The organism is Mycobacterium sp. SMC-14 (genome assembly GCF_046250075.1).
Lineage (GTDB): Bacteria > Actinomycetota > Actinomycetes > Mycobacteriales > Mycobacteriaceae > Mycobacterium.
The window spans coordinates 3115158-3132224 of the sequence record NZ_CP176429.1 but is presented as its reverse complement, the minus strand read 5'-3'; the positions used below and the strand labels follow the sequence as shown (position 1 = coordinate 3132224).

15 protein-coding genes are annotated in these 17067 nt (G+C 66.5%); 11 read left to right on the top strand and 4 right to left on the bottom strand.

Annotated elements, in window-relative coordinates; all coding sequences use genetic code 11:
• Nucleotides 1-125 precede the first annotated feature (125 nt).
• The 4 genes from ACKY0W_RS14800 (at nt 126) to ACKY0W_RS14785 (ending at nt 4432) form a co-directional block, all read left to right on the top strand.
• Nucleotides 126-1637, top strand: coding sequence for a flavin-containing monooxygenase (locus ACKY0W_RS14800; RefSeq protein WP_409434677.1), 1512 nt, complete (start codon nt 126-128; stop codon nt 1635-1637).
• Between the two features lie 98 nt (nt 1638-1735).
• Nucleotides 1736-2710 (top strand): class 1b ribonucleoside-diphosphate reductase subunit beta, encoded by a 975-nt coding sequence (nrdF, locus tag ACKY0W_RS14795; RefSeq protein ID WP_109558875.1) that lies wholly within the window; start codon nt 1736-1738, stop codon nt 2708-2710.
• Nucleotides 2711-2782: 72 nt separating this feature from the next.
• Nucleotides 2783-4006 (top strand): MFS transporter, encoded by a 1224-nt coding sequence (locus tag ACKY0W_RS14790; RefSeq protein ID WP_409434676.1) that lies wholly within the window; start codon nt 2783-2785, stop codon nt 4004-4006.
• Between the two features lie 12 nt (nt 4007-4018).
• Nucleotides 4019-4432 (top strand): DoxX family protein, encoded by a 414-nt coding sequence (locus ACKY0W_RS14785; RefSeq protein ID WP_409434675.1) that lies wholly within the window; start codon nt 4019-4021, stop codon nt 4430-4432.
• A 5-nt stretch (nt 4433-4437) separates the two neighbouring features.
• On the opposite strand, the gene ACKY0W_RS14780 is transcribed toward ACKY0W_RS14785, so the two are convergent.
• On the bottom strand, nt 4438-5112 hold the full coding sequence (locus ACKY0W_RS14780) for a FadR/GntR family transcriptional regulator (RefSeq protein WP_409434674.1): 675 nt from the start codon (nt 5110-5112) through the stop codon (nt 4438-4440).
• Between the two features lie 48 nt (nt 5113-5160).
• On the opposite strand from ACKY0W_RS14780, the gene ACKY0W_RS14775 reads away from it, so the two are divergent.
• Nucleotides 5161-6414: a CynX/NimT family MFS transporter gene (locus tag ACKY0W_RS14775; protein ID WP_409434673.1), complete on the top strand. Its 1254-nt coding sequence runs from the start codon at nt 5161-5163 to the stop codon at nt 6412-6414.
• 97 nt (nt 6415-6511) lie between these two features.
• On the opposite strand, the gene ACKY0W_RS14770 is transcribed toward ACKY0W_RS14775, so the two are convergent.
• Nucleotides 6512-7564, bottom strand: coding sequence for an NAD(P)-dependent alcohol dehydrogenase (locus ACKY0W_RS14770; protein ID WP_308483762.1), 1053 nt, complete (start codon nt 7562-7564; stop codon nt 6512-6514).
• Nucleotides 7565-7689: 125 nt separating this feature from the next.
• On the bottom strand, nt 7690-8775 hold the full coding sequence (locus tag ACKY0W_RS14765; protein WP_409434672.1) for an iron-siderophore ABC transporter substrate-binding protein: 1086 nt from the start codon (nt 8773-8775) through the stop codon (nt 7690-7692).
• A gap of 138 nt (nt 8776-8913) precedes the next feature.
• Here ACKY0W_RS14765 and ctaD point away from each other — a divergent pair, with 138 nt between their 5' ends.
• Both ctaD and serB read left to right on the top strand, forming a co-directional pair.
• The gene (gene ctaD / locus ACKY0W_RS14760; protein ID WP_409437795.1) at nt 8914-10638 is read left to right on the top strand and encodes a cytochrome c oxidase subunit I; all 1725 of its coding nucleotides are present in this window, start codon (nt 8914-8916) and stop codon (nt 10636-10638) included.
• Nucleotides 10639-10690: 52 nt separating this feature from the next.
• Nucleotides 10691-11923 carry a phosphoserine phosphatase SerB gene (gene serB / locus ACKY0W_RS14755; RefSeq protein WP_409434671.1) on the top strand — a complete coding sequence of 411 codons (1233 nt, stop codon included), beginning with the start codon at nt 10691-10693 and terminating at the stop codon, nt 11921-11923.
• Here the strand turns inward: serB and ACKY0W_RS14750 are convergent.
• On the bottom strand, nt 11920-13305 hold the full coding sequence (locus ACKY0W_RS14750) for a PE-PPE domain-containing protein (protein WP_409434670.1): 1386 nt from the start codon (nt 13303-13305) through the stop codon (nt 11920-11922). The genes serB and ACKY0W_RS14750 overlap by 4 nt on opposite strands.
• A 146-nt stretch (nt 13306-13451) precedes the next feature.
• On the opposite strand from ACKY0W_RS14750, the gene ACKY0W_RS14745 reads away from it, so the two are divergent.
• The 4 genes from ACKY0W_RS14745 (at nt 13452) to ACKY0W_RS14730 (ending at nt 17002) form a co-directional block, all read left to right on the top strand.
• Complete coding sequence (locus tag ACKY0W_RS14745) at nt 13452-14324, top strand: ABC transporter ATP-binding protein (protein WP_406757625.1); 873 nt, start codon at nt 13452-13454, stop codon at nt 14322-14324.
• Nucleotides 14321-15139 (top strand): NUDIX hydrolase, encoded by an 819-nt coding sequence (locus ACKY0W_RS14740; RefSeq protein WP_409434669.1) that lies wholly within the window; start codon nt 14321-14323, stop codon nt 15137-15139. The genes ACKY0W_RS14745 and ACKY0W_RS14740 overlap by 4 nt, the downstream gene beginning before the upstream one ends.
• On the top strand, nt 15136-15882 hold the full coding sequence (locus tag ACKY0W_RS14735) for an enoyl-CoA hydratase (RefSeq protein WP_409434668.1): 747 nt from the start codon (nt 15136-15138) through the stop codon (nt 15880-15882). The genes ACKY0W_RS14740 and ACKY0W_RS14735 overlap by 4 nt, the downstream gene beginning before the upstream one ends.
• A gap of 109 nt (nt 15883-15991) precedes the next feature.
• Complete coding sequence (locus ACKY0W_RS14730; RefSeq protein WP_409434667.1) at nt 15992-17002, top strand: histidine phosphatase family protein; 1011 nt, start codon at nt 15992-15994, stop codon at nt 17000-17002.
• Nucleotides 17003-17067: the final 65 nt, after the last annotated feature.

Below are 17067 nucleotides of genomic sequence, written 5' to 3'. Positions count from 1 at the left end.
CGGCAGCAACCACGCGTCGTGCCGCCTTGCCGCAGGGGCTCCTGCGGCAAGGTGGCACGGGCGTTGACGGACACAGGTCCGGCAAACACACTGAACATCAAGACCCCACCAGGGAGGGATGCGCGATGACGCTGACCGATCACATTACTGAAGATGCCGGCCGTCGGGCGCCGGTGCACACCCGGGCACTCATCATCGGAACTGGGTTCTCCGGTCTGGGCATGGGCATTGCGCTGCAGAAGCAGGGCGTGGAGTTCCTCATCCTGGAGAAGGCTGACGAGATCGGCGGGACGTGGCGGGACAACACCTACCCGGGCTGCGCCTGCGACGTGCCGTCGCACCTCTATTCGTTCTCTTTCGAGCCGAAGGCCACCTGGAGTCGACTGTTCTCCCCGCAGCCGGAGATCCTGGACTACCTCAAGGGCGTCACCGACAAGTACGGCCTGCGCCGCCAGATCCGATTCGGTTCGAAAGTGACCCGTGCGCACTGGAACGACGACGAGTTTCGCTGGCATGTGTTCACCGAGGACGGCGGGGAATACGTTGCCCAATTCCTGGTTTCGGGAGTCGGTGGCCTGCATATCCCGCGCTTTCCCGACATCGAGGGAATCGACGAATTCGCCGGTGCCGCATTCCACTCCGCCCAGTGGGACCACACCGTGGACCTGACCGGCAAGCGGGTTGCGGTGATCGGAACCGGCGCCAGTGCAATCCAGATCGTTCCGGCGATCGTCGACCGGGTCGCGCAATTGCAGCTCTACCAACGCACTCCGCCTTGGGTGGTACCGGTGCCTCACCAGCCGTTGCCCAACGCGGTACGCCGCGCCTTCGCGATTGTGCCGGGACTGCGCCTGTCGGTCCGGGCTGCCATCTACTGGGCGTTGGAAGGTGTCGGATTCGCCATGACCAAGCGCCCCGGCCTGCTGCGTCTGATCGAGGCGGCCGGCAAACTCAACATCCGCCGGCAGGTCCGCGACAAGGAACTGCGCCGCAAGCTGACGCCCCAGTATCGGGCCGGTTGCAAGCGAATCCTCTACTCCGGCAACAACTACTACCGTGCGGTGGCTGACCCGAAGACGACGCTGGTGACCGACCGGATCACCCGCATCACCCGGGACGGCATCGTGACCGCCAACGACGTGGAGCATCAGGCCGATGTCATCATCTACGCCACCGGATTCCATGTCACCGACTCCTACACCTACGTCGGCATCACCGGCCCGAATGGCGAGGATCTGGTCGAGCGCTGGAACCGCGAAGGGGTCCAGGCGCACCGCGGCATCGCGGTGGCCGATATGCCCAACCTGTTCTTCCTGCTCGGTCCCAACACCGCGCTCGGCCACACCTCGGTGGTGTTCATGATCGAGTCGCAGATCCGGTACGTCGCCAAGGCGATCGCCGCGGCCGACCAAGCCGGCGCGCAGGCGTTGGCGCCCAGTCGAGCCGCCCAGGACCGCTACAACGCCGAGCTGCAGGACAAGCTCGCCGGCTCGGTGTGGATCACCGGCGGCTGCAATAGCTGGTATCTCGACGAGCACGGTGTGAACCGGACGCTGTGGAGCGGCATGACCTGGCAGTACTGGCAGTCCACCCGCTCGTTGCGGGCGGGGGAGTACCGATTTTCCGGGGTGGGCTGACACGACACGCAGACCACAACTTCTTGTGTTGGCGTGGGTTGTCGGCCCCCAGGGGTAGTGTTGAACACCTAGATTTCGGCGGGTGAAATGGGGTTCTGGTGTCCGAAAATGTGAAGCTGATCGACCGCACTTCGGCCATCAACTGGAACCGGGTGCAAGACGACAAGGACGCCGAGGTCTGGGACCGCTTGACCGGCAATTTCTGGCTGCCGGAGAAGGTTCCGGTCTCCAACGACCTGCCATCGTGGGGGACCCTGACCGATCACGAGAAGCAGCTCACGATGCGGGTGTTCACCGGTCTGACGTTGCTGGACACCATCCAGGGCACGGTCGGGGCGGTCAGTCTGATCCCCGACTCGCTGACCCCGCACGAGCAGGCGGTCTACACCAACATCGCCTTCATGGAGTCGGTGCACGCCAAGAGCTACAGCCAGATCTTCTCCACGCTGTGTTCGACCAGTGAGATCGACGACGCGTTCCGCTGGTCGGAGGAGAACCCCAACCTGCAGCGCAAAGCCGAGATCGTCATGCAGTACTACCGGGGTGACGAGCCGCTCAAGCGCAAGGTGGCGTCCACGCTGTTGGAGAGCTTCCTGTTCTACTCCGGCTTCTACCTGCCGATGTATTGGTCGAGCCGGGCCAAGCTGACCAACACCGCCGACATGATCCGGCTGATCATCCGCGACGAGGCGGTGCACGGTTACTACATCGGCTACAAGTACCAGCGTGGGCTGGCCCTGGTGGACGAGGCGAAGCAGGGCGAGCTCAAGGAGTACACCTACGACCTGCTCTATGAGCTCTACGAGAACGAGGTCGAGTACACCCAGGACCTGTACGACGACGTCGGTCTGACCGAGGACGTGAAGAAGTTCCTGCGCTACAACGCCAACAAGGCATTGATGAACCTCGGCTACGAGGCGCTGTTCCCGCGCGAAGAGACCGACGTGAACCCGGCGATCTTGTCGGCGCTGTCGCCCAACGCCGACGAGAACCACGACTTCTTCTCTGGTTCGGGTTCGTCCTACGTGATCGGTAAGGCCGTCGTCACCGAGGACGAGGACTGGGAGTTCTGATTTAGCGGGAGGCACCGCCTCACTGCGGCTGAATAGTGCCGCTCGGACCCAACGCCGTGTTTACATAGCCGAATGACGGTTGTTGCCAAGCCGGAAACCAGGGCACAGCAGTTCGTCAACCTGTTCCTGGCCACCTGGGTCTCGGTGATCTGCTTTTGGGCGTGGACCTTGATCGGTCCGCTGTCGACGCGGTACGCCAGCCAGTTGTCGCTCAGCTCCAACCGTGAGGCGCTGCTGGTGGCCACTCCGATCCTGGTCGGAGCGCTGGGCCGGATCGCCACCGGATTGATGACCGACCGCTTCGGCGGCCGCACCATGTTCATCGGGGTCTCGCTGGCCTCGATTCTCCCGGTGCTGGCGGTCGGGTATGCGGCAAAGATCGGTTCCTATCCGCTGATGCTGGTGGCGGGGTTCTTCCTCGGCGTGGCCGGCACCGTCTTTGCGATCGGAATCCCGTTCGCCAACAACTGGTTTGGCCCCGAGCGCCGGGGGTTTGCCACCGGGGTGTTCGGCATGGGCATGGTCGGTACCGCGGTCTCGGCGTTCTTCACGCCGCGGTTCGTGAAGTGGTTTGGGCTGTTCACCACCCATCTCATAGTTGCGGTGGCCCTGGCGATTTCAGTGCTGTTGTGTGTGGCGCTGATGCGTAACGGGCCGCGCTTCGTGCCCAACACGGCATCGGTGCTGCCGAAGCTCAAGGCTGCCGCGCGATTGCGGGTGACGTGGGAGATGTCGCTGCTGTACGGACTGGTGTTCGGCGGCTTCGTGGCCTTCTGCAGCTACCTGCCCATCTACATCAAGACGGTCTACGACTTCTCCGCGGTAGGCGCGGGGGAGCGCACCGCGGCGTTCGCCCTGGCGGCGGTGCTGGCCCGGTTGCTCGGTGGGACGCTGGCCGACCACATCGCGCCCAAGTACGTCGTGTTGGCCTCGCTGGCCGGTATCGCGGTGCAGACGCTGATCTCGGTGTTCAAACCGCCCGCCGATATCTGGTCGGGACTGACGTTTCTGCCCCTTGCCGTCGCGCTCGGCATCGGCACCGGCGGGGTGTTCGCCTGGGTGTCCCACCGCGCCCCGGCCGGTTCGGTCGGCTCGGTCACCGGGATCGTCGCCGCCGTCGGCGGGCTGGGTGGCTACTTCCCGCCGCTGGTAATGGGCGCTACCTACGATCCGGTGCGCAACAGCTATGCGGTGGGATTGCTGCTGCTGGTGGCGACTGCGGTAATCCTGTTCGGCTATACCGCAGTGTTTTTGCGCGCGCACGAACCGATCGCTTCACCATCACCGTCGAGTTGAGGGAGAGACAAGATGACGACAAACGCCGACCCCGCTACGCCGCGTCGTTCCCGGGCATGGATCACCGGAGCCGCGATCACCGCCCTGCTCGGGCTGTTCTTCGCGTTCGATGCCATCCCGAAGATTCTGGGTGTGTCGTTTGCCCGGGAGGGCACCGAGGCGCTCGGCTTCTCTCCTGACAAGACCGCGGTGATCGGCTGGGTCCTGTTGGTGTGCCTGGCTGTGTTCTTGATCCCGCGCACCGCGGTGCTGGGTGCGCTGGGTCTGACGGCCTATCTGGGTGGGGCGGTGACGATCAACCTGCATGCCGACAAACCGTTGGCCGGCTTCGTGTTATCCGGGGTGTATGTCGGAGTGCTGATGTGGATCGGGCTGATCCTGCGGCGGCCGGAACTGCTACGGGTGCTCGGACTTCGGCGCGACTGAGCCGCTCATCGGGGCGGTAGTTGATCCAGTAGCTCGTCAAGGAATCCGCCCGCCTCGCGCCCGGCCGCCTCGACGTCGGCCGCGGCGATCGCGTCCACCAGGCCGCGGTGCCGGATCTGGTCCGCCTGCGCCGGTTTCGCGCTCGTGGTGGCCACGCTGGCCATCAGCACCTCGGTGAGTCCGCAGTACAGCTCGGTCAACACCGGATTGTGCGAGCAGCGGACCACCGCAAGATGGAAATCGGTGTCGGCCCGGACGAACTCTTCGTGTCGGCCCTGCTGCTGGTGGCCGTCGCGGCGATCCAACAGGGCGCGCAACTCGGCCAGGTCCTCGTCGGTGCGGGCGGCGGCGGCCAGGCGCGCTCCTTCCACTTCCAGGCAACGTCGCACCTGCAGTACGTCGCGCAGCTGCGGGCCGCACAGTCGGCGCACCGCGCCGGACACCTCGCTGGTGGCGCGCACGTAGGTGCCGTCGCCCTGGCGGACCTCCAGGAGGCCGCTGTGGGCGAGCGCCCGGACCGCCTCACGCACGGTATTGCGGCCGACGCCCAGCGCGTCGGCGAGCTCCGGCTCGGTGGGGATCCGCGTATCGACCGGCCATTCCCCGCCGGTCACCGAGGCGCGAAGCTGTTCAATCACCTGATCCACCAAGCCGGTGCGGCGAGTGGTGACCAACGGCACAGCTACCTCCCTTCATCCAATCATAGGATGTATGCCATCCTACTTTAGGTGACCCGCACCGCCCGCAACGACAGACTCGGCCAGTACGGGCACGACCTTGAACTGGAACTTGAGGGTGCGGCCGAATTCCGGCCGGCGACGATGGCGGCCGGCGGTGCACTCCTGACCGTCGCGGTGGTCTTGACCGCGCTGAACCTGCGCCCTGCGATCACCAGCGTAGGGCCGCTGCTCCCGGAGATGCGTGGCGCATTGGGCGCCTCGGACACCTGGGCCGGTGTCCTGACCACGTTGCCCGGTCTGTGCTTCGCCGCAGCGGGGCTGGCCGCGCCGTGGTTGTCGCGGCGGATCGGACTGGGCCGCACCGTTTCCGCGGCTTTGCTGATACTCATTGCGGGACTGCTGATCCGGGTCTGCGACGGACCCCTCGTGGTGCTCGGCGGAACGCTGGTGGCGACCGCCGGAATCGCGTTGATCAACGTGCTGATCCCGGTGATCATCCGAGGATCCTTCCCGGCGCAGGTCGGGCTGATGACCGGGATCTACACCGCGGCACTCCAAGGGGGAGGAGCCTTGGGCTCCGCGGTCACCCCGGTGCTCGATAACGCGCTGGGCGGCTGGCGCTCGGCCCTGGGCGCGTGGAGTGCGCTGGCGCTGCTGGCATTGGCGGCATGGGTGGTGGGGGCCCGCGGATTCGACCGGCCCGGCACCGCCGCACCCGCGGCGACGACCAAGGGCCGCTCGCTGCTGCGCAGCAAGCTGGCCTGGACCGTCACCCTGTTCTTCGGCACCCAGTCGTTCCTCGCCTACGTGGTGATGGGCTGGCTACCCGAGGTGCTGATCGAGAACGGCACCAGCGAAACGCGCGCCGGCCTGCTGCTCGGCCTGATTTCGCTGATCGCCGTGCCGATCAGCCTGATCGTCTCGCCGCTGGCGGCCCGCAGCGACAGCCAAAGCGGATGGATCGTCGGACTGGGGGTGCTCGGCATCTCCGGAATGCTCGGCCTGCTGATCGCGCCCGCGGCCGCACCACTGCTCTGGAGCGTGTTGGTGGGCCTCGGGATGAGCGTGTTCTCGTTGGCGCTTACCGTGATTGCGCTGCGAGCCCGCGACGCGCAGGACACCGCGAGCCTGTCGGGGATGGCGCAAGGTTTCGGCTATCTGCTCGCTGGCGTCGGCCCGTTCATGTTCGGCCTGTTGCACCACGTCAGTGGTGGATGGACCGTGCCGTGGCTCATGATGCTCGCCGTCTACCTGGTGCAGACAGTGGCGGGCGCCCTGGCCGGGCGCAACCGCTACGTCTGAGGCGGCAGCCCTCGCCGAACGTGTACTGAGACCGGTGATTTCGTGATTTTCTCGGTCTCAGTACACGCTCGGCGCGATGGACTGAAACGGTTGGTTGCTAGGCGGTCCGCAACGACTCGGTGTCGATGACGAAGCGGTAGCGCACGTCAGATGCCAGCACGCGCTCGTAAGCGGTGTTGATGTAATCCGGTTCGATGACCTCGATCTCGGGACGCACGCCGTGCTCGGCGCAGAAGTTCAGCATCTCCTGGGTCTCGGCGATCCCGCCGATCAACGAGCCGGTCACGCTGCGCCGCATCCGGACCAACGGGCTCGGCGGCACCGACAGGGCGTGTTCGGGCATACCCAACTCGACCAGCGTGCCGTCGAGGGTGAGCAGGTTCAGATACGCGCCCAGGTCCAGACTGGCCGAGACGGTGTTCAAGATGACGTCAAACTTGCCGCGCAGATCCTTGAACGTCTGTCGATCGCTGGTGGCGTGGTAGTGCTCGGCCCCCAGTCGCAGGCCGTCTTCCATCTTCTTCAGCGACTGCGACAGCACCGTCACCTCGGCACCCATCGCCACCCCCAGCTTGACGGCCATGTGTCCCAGGCCGCCGAGGCCAATGACCGCAATCCGCTTGCCGGGACCGACATTCCAGTGCCGCAGCGGCGAATAGGTGGTCACTCCGGCGCAGAGCAGGGGAGCGGCGGCGTCCAGGGGAATTTCGTCGGGGATGCTCAAGACGTAGTTCTCGTCGACGACGATCGCGCCGCTGTAGCCGCCCTGGGTGGGCTGCCCGTCGCGGCCGACGCCGGCGTAGGTACCGACCATGCCGCCGCCGGTGCAGTACTGCTCAAGGCCGGCCTGACAGTTGGCGCATTCGCGGCAGGAGTCGACGAAGCAACCCACGCCTACCCGGTCGCCCACCTTGAACTTCGTCACCTCGGACCCGACGGCGGTGACCACACCGGCGATCTCGTGGCCGGGAACCAGCGGGTACTGCGGAGCGCCCCACTCGGCTTTGACCGTGTGGATGTCGGAATGGCAGATGCCGGCGAAATGAATGTCGAATGCCACGTCGTGCGGGCCGGGGTCCCGGCGGGTGATGGTGGTCTTGCTCAGCGGGTCGGTTGCCGACGTGGCGGCATAGGCGGAAACGGTGCTCATAGTGGAGATTCCTCTTCAGATATGCATCGACACGTAAAAACATAGCTTAGCAAAGTTATTTGCTGCGACGCATGTCCCGAGGGCGTGAGTTCGGTCACCGCGGCGTCGGGAGCAGGGACGCCGGATCAGTTGATGGGCGCGTTCACCCAGTGCAGGTCTTGGGCCACGCCGCGCGCGGCGACCGGTCCCTGCCCGGTCTGCCACACCTCGTTGTTGACGACGAAAACCCGGCTGTCGCGGTTGGCCGCAAGCCGGCGCCAGGCGACGCTGTCGAACACCGTGGCTGCCCGCGCCTTCACTGCCGGCGAGGAGAAGGACACGTAGACGATGTCGCCGTCGGCCGCGGAGAAGTCCGCCCGGCCGGCCAGATCGGCATCGTTAGCTGGGATCTCGATGTAGGGCCGATCGGTGAATCGCTGCAACGGTGGGCGGTCCACCCCGACGGCCCTGAGCACGCTGGCGGCGAAGCCGGCGGACCCGTACACCCGCACGCTGTCGTCGGTGAGCGTCACTACCGACACCTGGAAGTGGGTGGCGTCGCTGACCTCGCGGGTTTCGGTTGCATATGCGCTGAACTTCTCCAGCACCTCGTCGGCGGCGTCGGTGCGCGCGGTCGCGGCGCCCACACCGCGCACGTTGTCCTCCCATGCCGAGCCGGGCGTACCGGTGAACACGGTCGGGGCGATCGCGGCCAGCTCCGCATACCCGGGCGTCAGGCCCTGCGCGCCCAGGATCAGATCCGGATGCAAGGCGGCGATGGCGTCGGTATCGGGGTTGCTGCGCGAGCCCACGGCCGCGACACCGTGCACTACCGAGCCCAGATACGACGGTTGCTTGTCCGCCCCGTCCGGTAGTGCGGCGCCCACCACGCGCGACTGCAGGCCCAGGGCGCACAGCGTGTCGAGCTGATCGCCGGAGAGCACCACGATGCGCTCGGCCTGCTCGGGAACTTCGACGGTGGGCGGCTCCACCTCGGCCGCGTTGTGGACCCAGCGCATGGCGGGCCCGGGGTCCGGATGCGCAGGCTCCGCCGCGCACGACTCGTCGGGGCGACGATCATTGCCGAGCACACCAGCGCCGGCGACCATCGTCGTCGTAGTGGAGATCGAGGTCGGGGCGGTTTCCGTCGCATCGCCCGCGCATCCGGCGGCCGTGAGCAAGGTCACGGAAAGCGCTACTGCGGACGCCGCCCGCCGGTCCACCCTGGTCACGCCGTGACGTTAACACCCACGGCGGAACACCCCTCGAGGAGACGAATACGACAGTTTGTAGGAGGCCTATACCGACCGGGCGACGCTCGGGGTTAGGATTCGACCAAGTTTCCCGGGATGCCCATGTTTGGAGGAATCTTGACCGCCGAAGCACCCCCACGCGCAGAACTCGAGGCCAGTCGGCCCTTCCCTGCGTTGATGGGCCCCAAGGGCAGCCTGCTGTACAAGATGATCACCACCACCGATCACAAGCTGATCGGCATCATGTACTGCGTCGCCTGTATGGCCTTCTTCTTCATCGGCGGCCTGCTCGCGCTGCTCATGCGCACCGAGCTGGCGGTGCCGGGCCTGCAGTTCCTGTCCAACGAGCAGTTCAACCAGCTGTTCACCATGCACGGCACGGTGATGCTGCTGTTCTATGCCACCCCGATCGTGTTCGGGTTCTCCAACCTGGTGCTGCCGCTGCAGATCGGCGCCCCGGATGTGGCCTTCCCGCGCCTCAACGCGTTCTCGTTCTGGCTGTTCCTGTTCGGTGCGACCATCGCTCTGGCGGGTTTCATCACCCCCGGTGGCGCCGCCGACTTCGGCTGGACCGCCTACACCCCGCTGAGCGACGCGGTGCACTCCCCGGGTGCCGGTGGCGACCTGTGGATCATGGGCCTGGCCGTCGGTGGTCTGGGCACCATCCTCGGCGCGGTGAACATGATCACCACGGTGGCCTGCATGCGTGCCCCGGGCATGACGATGTTCCGGCTGCCGATCTTCACCTGGAACATCCTGGTCACCTCGATCCTGGTGCTGATCGTCTTCCCGTTGCTGACCGCGGCGCTGTTCGGCCTGGCCGTCGACCGTCACCTCGGCGGGCACGTCTATGACTCCGCCAACGGCGGTGTGTTGTTGTGGCAGCACCTGTTCTGGTTCTTCGGCCACCCCGAGGTGTACATCATCGCGCTGCCGTTCTTCGGCATCGTCAGCGAAGTGTTCCCGGTCTTCGCGCGCAAGCCGATCTTCGGCTACGTCACCCTGGTGTACGCGACGCTGAGCATCGCCGGACTGTCGACCGCGGTGTGGGCGCACCACATGTTCGCCACCGGTGCGGTGCTGCTGCCGTTCTTCTCGCTGCTGACCCTGATGATCGCCATCCCGACCGGTCTGAAGTTCTTCAACTGGATCGGCACCCTGTGGCGGGGCCAGCTGACCTTCGAGACGCCGATGCTGTTCGCGCTGGGCTTCATCGTCACGTTCCTGGCTGGTGGTCTGACCGGTGTCATGTTGGCCAGCCCGCCGCTGGACTTCCACGTCAGCGACAGCTACTTCCTGATCGCGCACTTCCACTACGTGCTGTTCGGCACCATCGTGTTCGCGACGTTCTCCGGGATCTACTTCTGGTTCCCGAAGATGACCGGCCGGCTGCTCGACGAGCGGCTCGGGAAGCTGCACTTCTGGTTGACCTTCATCGGCTTCCACACCACGTTCTTGATCCAGCACTGGCTGGGCAACATGGGTATGCCGCGTCGTTACGCGGACTACCTGCCCACCGACGGCTTCACCGCGTTCAACATCGTTTCGACCGTGGGCGCCTTCATCCTGGGCTCGTCGATGATCGCCTTCACCTGGAACGTGTTCAAGAGCTGGCGGTACGGCGAGGTCGTCACCGTCGACGACCCGTGGGGCTACGGCAACTCCCTGGAGTGGGCGACCAGCTGCCCGCCGCCGCGGCACAACTTCACCGAGCTGCCCCGGATCCGTTCGGAGCGTCCGGCTTTCGAGCTGCACTACCCGCACATGATCGATCGGCTGCGGGCCGAGGCGCACGTCGGCCGTCACCCCGGTGACGAGCTGTACGAACCCGCAAACGCTTGATGAGCCTGTCGGGGGAGAGGCGGCGCCCGGTCGAGCCGGGCGCCCGCCGCGGGTGAGCACGCCCAAGGTGCCGGTGTTGATCACCGTCACCGGCGTCGATCAGCCCGGCGTGACGTCGACCCTCTTCGAGGTGCTGTCGCGCTACCAGGTGGAGTTGCTCAACGTTGAGCAGGTGGTGGTTCGCGGTCGGCTCACGCTCGGTGTGTTGGTCTCGGTAGGACCGGCGGTCGCCGACGGGACAGCGTTCGCCGATGAGGTCACCATCGCGATTCGCGGCGTGGGGCTAGATGTCACGATCGAACGCAGCGACGACGCGCCGATCATCGCGGCGCCCTCCACGCACCGGATCGTGGTCCTGGGACGGCCGGTGGCCGCCACCGCACTGGGCGCACTGGCACACGAGATCGCGGAGATCGACGCCAACATTGACATGATCCGCGGCGTTTCGGACTACCCGGTGACCGGGCTGGAACTGCGGGTTTCGGTGCCGGAAGGCGCCGCCGGCCAGTTGCAGTCCGCGTTGAGCAAAGTCGCCGCGGAGCAGCAGGTCGACGTCGCGTTCCAAGACGCCAGCCTGTCGCGCCGGACCAAGCGCCTGATCGTCTTCGACGTCGACTCCACCCTGATCCAGGGTGAAGTCATCGAGATGCTCGCCGATCGGGCCGGCGCCGGGGACGCGGTCGCCGCGATCACCGAGGCCGCGATGCGCGGCGAACTCGACTTTGCCGAGTCGCTGCACCACCGGGTGTCCACCCTCGCGGGTCTGCCCGCCAGCGTCGTCGACGAGGTCGCCGCACAGATCGAGCTGACTCCCGGTGCTCGCACCACGGTGCGCACGCTTCGCCGCCTCGGCTTCAAATGCGGGGTGGTGTCCGGGGGTTTCCGGCAGGTGATCGAGCCGTTGGCGGCTGAGCTGCAGCTGGACTTCGTGGCGGCCAACGAGCTCGAGATCGTCGACGGCAAACTCACCGGCCGGGTGATCGGTCCGGTGGTGGACCGGGCCGGCAAGGCCGAGTCGTTGCGGGAGTTCGCCTCCCAGGTGGGTGTGTCACTGGAGCAGACCGTGGCGGTCGGGGACGGCGCCAATGACATCGACATGCTGTCCACGGCGGGCCTGGGTGTGGCGTTCAACGCCAAGCCTGCGTTGCGCGAGGTGGCCGATGCCTCGTTGAGCTACCCGTACCTGGACACGGTGCTGTTCTTGCTCGGGGTCACCCGTGCTGAGATCGAGGCCGCCGACGCACACGACGGTGTGCTGCGCCGGGTCGAAATCCCACCGGTCTAGAACAGGGCGCCGAGCACGATCAACGGCAGCAGTCCGATGTCAGCGGCAAGCGGGATACCGATCGCGTCCAGCAGGTTGCCGTCGGCGAGCTCGGACATGAACACGTCGTAGTTGTACTGGGGCAGGGTGAACAACACTGCGCTGAGCATGTCCAGCGGCGGGAAACCGGTGTGCGGCGGGAACGTTTCGAAGAGGTCCTGCCAGGTGGTGGGCACGAAGGACAGCAGCGAGCTATCGCCCCCTTCGACGGCCTGCGCGGTCTTGAGTAGCTGTTCAGCCCAGTCCGGCAACGAATAGACGTAGTTGGCCGGGTCTATCAAAGTGTTGAAGGCGTCCGTGATGCCCTTCTGCACGCCGTCGAACAGGGCCTGCGGAACCTGTTGCAGGACACTGAGGTCCGGCAGGAAGCCGATTCCCGTGGGTACGTCGGCGAACCCGGGGCTCCAGCCGTGCTCGATGTTGCCGTAGCCCAGATTCACCAGCACCCGCAGGGCCGGCTGCAGTAGGTCGACCAGGGGGTTGCCGATGAACGGCAGCAGTTGCAGCGGTGCAAGCAGCGGCAGCGTGCTGACCGGCAGCATGTAGTAATCGGTCAGGACGTCATCGGAAGAGGTTGGCAGCTGCACCGCATTCGCGATCTCCTCGGGATCCAGTCCCAGGTAGGTCACGTGCTCGAAGAAGATGCCCAGCACGGCGTTGAGGGTGGACAAGAAGTTGAGCGGATACTGCGGGAAGTCGGCAAAGCCGTCGTACTCGTGGGTGTAGACGGTGGTCGGGAAGAGGTCGCTGGGCTGGGGCCCACTGAACGTCAACCCGAGGCTCGGGATGTCCTGATGGGAACCGGCGGGCAGATCGAAGCGGGACAGCATTCCCCCGTTGGGCAGGGCCTCGTCACCGATCAGCACGAAGTGCACGTAGTCGCTGGGCACACCCTCGTCTGCGAGCTGCTGCATCAGCAACGACGAAATCACCGCGCTCTGCGACCACCCGAACACCACCACGGGGTTCTCGGCATCGACGTGCCCTCCGACGATCTGTCGCAGGATCGCGAGCTCCAGGATCTGGCTGCCCTCTGCGGCCGACTCGTCGAAGGTGCCGGTGAACGGGCCGAGGAATGGGTACAGCGCCTCGGGGGTGCTGATGATCTGGGTGGTGCCGGTGAAGCCCAACGGGGCCAGGTAGAGCTCGTTGACCGTGTCCGCGTAGGTCTGCCCCGGGGTGGGCATACCGCTGCCGCCCATGATCAGAGCCGTACCGCCGCCCAGCGGCGCGTCGGCGTCGGCGAGCTGCACCGCTTGGACGACGGGATCCGCGGCGGCGGGGGAGGCGATGAGACCGGCACCGACAAGGCCGACCGCGAGAACACTGGGAAGACGAATCATCGAAGCCCCCTGAACCAAAGCCTAAGAACCGGTGTGGGCCGACCTCGGCAAACATTACAACAGCACAACGCCGCATCGGTGCGAAGAAGATCAGCCGGGAACGTAGGCCGGCTACCGGCACCCCGGTCGGTCGTCGCGGAGCCGGGATACGGCACGATAGGGCCGTGCCCGATACCGGACGTTCCGCTCCCGCAACCGGGGCCGATCAGGATCTGTTGATCCACTTCGAGGGCATTTCGCTGTGCCGTGACGGGCGCTCTCTGGTGGGGCCGCTGGACTGGTCGGTCGAACTCGACGAACGCTGGGTGATCATCGGGCCCAACGGGGCGGGCAAGACGTCGTTGCTGCGGATCGCCGCCGCCACCGAACACCCGTCCTCGGGTGTGGCCTACGTGTTGGGCGAACAGCTGGGCCGGGTCGACACCACCGAGCTGCGGGCCCGGGTGGGACTGAGCTCCTCCTCGCTGGCGCAGCGGATCCCGGGCGGGGAAACGGTCAGCGACCTGGTCATCTCGGCCGGCTACGCGGTGCTGGGACGGTGGCGGGAGCGCTACGACGCCGTCGACCACGAGCGGGCGGTCGACCTGTTGGAGAGCCTGGGCGCCGAACATCTGGCCGACCGCACCTACGGGACGTTGTCCGAAGGCGAGCGCAAGCGGGTGCTGATCGCCCGGGCCCTGATGACCGATCCGGAGCTGCTACTGCTCGATGAGCCGGCGGCCGGCCTGGACTTGGGTGGGCGTGAGGAGCTGGTGGCGCGCCTGGGGGACCTGGCCGCTGACCCCGACGCCCCGGCGATCGTGCTGGTCACCCACCACGTCGAGGAAATCCCGATCGGCTTCAGCCACTGCCTACTGCTGGCCGAGGGCCGCGCCGTGGCCGCCGGTCTGCTCGAGGACGTGCTCACGGCCGAGAACCTGTCGGCCACGTTCGGCCAGTCGATCTCCCTGGATGTCATCGACGGGCGCTACTTCGCGCGCCGGACCCGAAGCCGAGCAGCCCACCGGAGGCGCGCATGAACGAACCCCAGCCACCACCGTTGCCGACGCGACCGGCCGCGACGGTGATGTTGGTACGCCAGGACGCCCCCGGCGGGGCGGGTCTCGACGTGTTCCTGATGCGCCGCCACGCTGCGATGGAGTTCGCTGCCGGGGTGATGGTGTTTCCCGGCGGTGGGGTCGACGACCGTGACCGCAGCGCCGAGATCGCCTGGCACGGGCCAGAGCCGACGTGGTGGGCGCAGCGTTTTGGTGTGGACGTCGACCTGGCCGCGGCGCTGGTGTGCGCGGCCGCACGTGAGACCTTCGAGGAATCCGGGGTGCTGTTCGCCGGCCCTGCCGATGATCCCGACCGGGTTGTCTCCGATGCTTCGGTGTACGCCGAATCCCGGCGAGCGCTGAACGCCGGCGAGCTGTCGTTCGCCGACTTTCTGCGCACCGAGAATCTGGTGATGCATGCCGAGCTGCTGCGGCCCTGGGCGAACTGGGTGACTCCGGAAGCCGAGCGCACCCGTCGCTACGACACCTACTTTTTCGTGGGTGCGCTGCCGGTCGGGCAGCGGGCGGATGGCGAGAACACCGAATCCGACCGCGCCGGCTGGCTCACCCCCGAAGCCGCTATCGACGACTTCGCGGCCGGGAACAGCTTCTTGCTGCCGCCGACCTGGACACAGCTGGATTCACTCATCGGGCGCAGCATCGAAGCCGTCATGGCGGTGGAACGGCAGATCGTGGTGGTGCAGCCGGACCTGGCTCGCCGCGGTGACAACTGGGAGATCGAGTTCTTCAATTCCGACCGGTACAACGCCGCGCGTGGGAAGCGTTGGCCGGGATGAGCGAATTCGTCACGATGCACACCTCGGGCGAGGAACCCGGGGTGGCCACCCTGGTGGTCTCACGGGCACCGACCAATGCCATGACCCGGCAGGTCTACCGGGAGATCACCGCGGCCGCGGCCCAGGTGTCGGCGCGCGACGACGTCGCATCCGTGGTGTTGTACGGGGGCCACGAGATCTTTTGCGCCGGTGACGATGTGCCGGAACTGCGCACGCTGATCGCGGCAGAGGCGCAGGTGTTCGCCCGCGTGCGTCACGATGCCGTGCAGGCGGTGGCGGCAATCGGGAAGCCGACCGTGGCGGCGATCACCGGTTACGCGCTGGGCAGTGGTTTGGCGCTGGCGCTTGCCGCGGACTGGCGAATCAGCGGCGACAACGTCAAGTTCGGGGCGACCGAGATCCTGGCCGGCCTCGCTCCCGACGGTGGCGGACTGGCTCGCCTGGCTCGCACCATCGGTGCGAGCCGAGCCAAGGAATTGGCCTTCAGCGGCCGGTTCTTCGATGCCGAAGAGGCGCTGGCCCTGGGTCTGGTCGACGACATGGTCGCCCCCGACGGCGTCTACGATGCCGCGATCGCCTGGGCTCGGCGCTTCGTCGGCACCCAGGCGCAGGCGCTGGCCGCGGCCAAGGCCTCGATCGACTCGATCGAAACCGAACGTCCGGCCGATCGGGCCGGCGCGGACCAACGTCGTTACGGCGAGCTGTTCGCCGCCGGTATCGGCCCCGCCGGGGACGGCCCTTAGCCACCACGCCAGAACGACTTGGGGCAGTGACGGTTTCTTTTCACGTTTTTATCAGCTAACGTCCAGTCAGCGGCGAAGGCCGCCACGATGCCGGCGTTAGGAACCCATCATGCAATCACCTGCCATCCGCCCCTGGACCACCGCGGCCATCGCCCTGCTGGGCGCGGGCGCCGTTGCGTCCGGCCCGGTCGTGGTGCCGCAGGCCGGTGCCGTCGCGGTCGACATCCTGCTGGCCGCGCAGGACATCACGCTCGACCTGGTGCGCCACGGCCAGTCGGTGGACAACGCCGAGGACATCTTGGGCACCCTTCCGCCGGGCGCTCCGCTCACCGAACTCGGGCAGCAGCAGGCGGAGGACGTGGCGCCGCTGATCGATGCCGCATACCCGGGCGGGCTCGCCGGCATCTATGCGTCGGAGTTCATTCGTGCGCAGGACACCGCGCAGCCGCTGGCTGATCTGTTGGGGATGGACGTCATGGTCCTCGCCGGGCTCAACGAGATCAACGCGGGATGGTTCGAAGGGCACGATCTCAACATCCTCACCGAGATCGCCTACGCCCTGCCGACTTTCATGTGGGCCTTGGGTCAGTACTGGGTGCCGATGCTGGGGTCCACGATCGACCCCAACGGGGTGGCGTTCAACGATCGCGTCACTGAAGCGATCGACGCCATCTACAACAACACTGTCTCCGACCCGGCGAACCCGCTGAATGACGCGGTGTTCGCCCACGCCGGAACGATCTCGATCTGGACGTTGATGAACGTCAAGAACCCGGATTTCGGGCTGGTCCTCAGCGAACTGCTCGACACCCACAGTCCGCTGGCCAACACCGGCCAGGTGGTGATCGAGGGCAACCCCACCGACGGCTGGACGCTGGTCAGCTGGGGTGGGCACGAGGTGTCGCAGACCCCGGATCTGTTCACCGGGCTGTTCATCGACTGGCGGGAGCTGAACGTTGCGCCGCAGATCGCGACCTGGCACATCCTGGAGGCGTTGCAGGGCGGGGATCAGGCCGAAATCGCTGCCGCCGTGCAGACCGGGTTCGACCAGGTGCTCGGGGCCATCACCGCGTTCCCGCAGGCTGTGCTCGATACCATCACCGGCGCGCTGGGCGGCTAACGCGCCGCGCCGGACTTTGGCGGATTAAGCATTGACATAGGAAAACCACGGGATTACCTTCAGCG